This is a genomic window from Muriicola sp., assembly GCF_049669965.1.
GTDB lineage: Bacteria > Bacteroidota > Bacteroidia > Flavobacteriales > Flavobacteriaceae > Muriicola.
The window spans coordinates 1-1,690 of the sequence record NZ_JBATLB010000012.1; the positions used below are offsets into that span (position 1 = coordinate 1).

Annotated in this window: 1 protein-coding gene; it reads left to right on the forward strand. The window is 39.5% G+C overall.

Translation table 11 applies throughout. The features are described 5' to 3' along the window. The first annotated feature begins 156 nt into the window (after window positions 1-156). Window positions 157-1,419: an IS4 family transposase gene (locus WBM49_RS00485; protein ID WP_424370094.1), complete on the forward strand. Its 1,263-nt coding sequence runs from the start codon at window positions 157-159 to the stop codon at window positions 1,417-1,419. The last annotated feature ends 271 nt before the right edge of the window (window positions 1,420-1,690 follow it).

The following is a 1,690-nucleotide window of genomic DNA, read 5'->3' on the forward strand; positions in this document are numbered from 1 at the left end:
GGTGGTGTGAGAGGCGCACCGCAATGTCGTTAAGTTAACGTATATATACTTGATATTCAGGTGGTTAATATGTATATTACATTCATAGACATAACGAAAAAACGATGAAAAAGCATCAAAGAACACCTCAAGCTTATCAAAAGTTTGAAAAAAAAATTGACTTCTAAAGAATTTATTGCCCGCCATAGAGTCAAACAGACTGATTTCACAAGGAAACGAAGCTTACCATTCGAAAAAGTTTTTTTTCTACTCATTAACTTTTTGACCAAATCCCTTCAAGCAGAATTGGACAACCTCTTCAAAATCCTTTTAAAGAAGGAAATCCCTGTAAATGAAGTGACTAAGGGGGCATTTAGTTTGGCCCGTAAGAAGCTCAACCATGAAGCCTTCATAGAACTGGATAAAGACCAGGTTGATTACTTCTACCAAAATGTCTCTTATAAAACCTGGAACGGGTTCAGGTTACTGGGAGTAGATGGTTCTACGGTCAGATTGCCCTTCAGTGTGGAGATAGCATCAAAATATGGCATACACGACACCTCTGAGACAGGGGTTCCAATTATATATGGCCGCTTATCACAAGCGTACGATTTGCTTAATAACCTGACAGTAGATGCCCAATTATCTACCTATGGTGACAATGAGCATAACTTGGCCTTACAACATACCGACCTATTTCAATCGGGTGATTTGACACTGTATGATCGAAATTATGCTTCTTTCTGGTTGTTTGCCCTGCTGATAAACAAGCAGGTAGATTTTTGTGCAAGATTAAAAACGGGGAGTTGGAAGGTAGCAAAAGGGTTAATCGATAGTGGAGAAAAAGAAATCACAACAAAAATATACCCCAGTAAAGCCAGTGCTACAAAGTGTAAAGAATTAGGGCTGTCTACAGCTCCTATTACACTTCGCTTTATTTGTATAGAACTCTGTACTGGGGAAAAGGAAGTACTGGTCACAAGCCTGATAGGGGCAGGTGAGTATCCTAACGCGTGCTTTTCTGAGTTGTACTCGTTTAGGTGGCAGGCAGAGGAATCTTATAAGGTGATGAAATCAAGGTTGGAAATCGAGAATTTCAGTGGAAAAAGCTGTTTGGCGATAGCTCAGGATTTTTATGCGAAAATATTTTCCTGCAACCTTACTGCCATCCTTGTCTCTGCCACAGATGAAATGGTCAAAGGGGTAATTAAAAAAAGGGGAAGAAATTATAAGCCCAACTTCACACAGGCACTTAATCGGATGAAAAATAGCATCGTTTTACTGTTTTGCAGGGAAATAGAAATAGTAGAAGGTTATTTAGAGGAACTCACAAATCTATTTGCTGCTAATTTGGAAGTAGTACGTGCCGACAGGCATTTTGAAAGAAACTTTAGGAAAAGTAAACGGATATACCCAATGGCTTACAAGAACGCTTTCTAACCAAAATCAAATCCTATCTTAATGCGCTACATCAATCATCGGATTGGTATGGGATACCTACGCCCTGTTCATTGCTACTATACCGTAGTTATACAATATGAAATCAAAATTAGTGAGGCAAGGTCTTGATTTATCCGTTTTGTAACCGTGTATATAAGACTATGTAGTAAGAACTAACGCTAAGTTTCCTTAACTCAACGACATTGGGGTGCGCCTCTCACACCACCAAGCGTACCGACCCCGTAATTGGCGGAATGTTGTCGATATTCTG